Annotated in this window: 1 protein-coding gene; it reads left to right on the top strand. The window is 57.8% G+C overall.

Annotated elements, in window-relative coordinates; all coding sequences use genetic code 11:
- Positions 1-481 (top strand): imelysin family protein (locus QMX86_RS28130; protein ID WP_282390436.1); only part of this gene is annotated, 481 nt, incomplete at its 5' end.
- Positions 482-566 lie beyond the last annotated feature (85 nt).

The following is a 566-nucleotide window of genomic DNA, read 5'->3' as shown; positions in this document are numbered from 1 at the left end:
CCGGATCGAATATTCGTTGTTCGCGGAGAAGTCCACTAAGAGCCTGGATGCATTGGCCGACGGTTTGAACAAAGACGTGCAGGATCTGCAAACCCGTGTGGCCGGCCTGACCTTCCCGCCGGAGAAAGTCGTCGGCGGCGCTGCTGCGCTGTTGGAAGAAGTGGCGGCGACGAAGATTTCCGGCGAGGAAGACCGCTACAGCCACACCGACCTTTACGACTTCCAAGGCAATATCGACGGCGCCAAGAAAATCGTCGACCTGTTCCGCCCGCAGATCGAACAGCAGGACAAGGCGTTCGTAGCGAAAGTCGACAAGAACTTCGCCACGGTCGACAGGATTCTGGCCAAGTACAAGACTGCGGATGGCGGATTTGAGACCTATGACAAGGTCAAGGACAATGACCGCAAGGCGCTGGTCGGGCCGGTGAATACGCTGGCGGAGGATCTTTCGATGATGCGCGGGAAGTTGGGTCTGAACTGATTTTTTAGCCTCTGGTCTGGCCCCTTCGCGAGCAGGCTCGCTCCCACAGTTGGAATGCATTTCCATGTGGGAGCGAGCCTGCTCG

This window comes from Pseudomonas sp. PS01270 (assembly GCF_029959775.1).
GTDB classification, from domain to species: Bacteria; Pseudomonadota; Gammaproteobacteria; order Pseudomonadales; family Pseudomonadaceae; genus Aquipseudomonas; species Aquipseudomonas atacamensis.
Note: the sequence above shows the minus strand (reverse complement) of the source record. Positions and strands in the feature narration are given on the sequence as shown.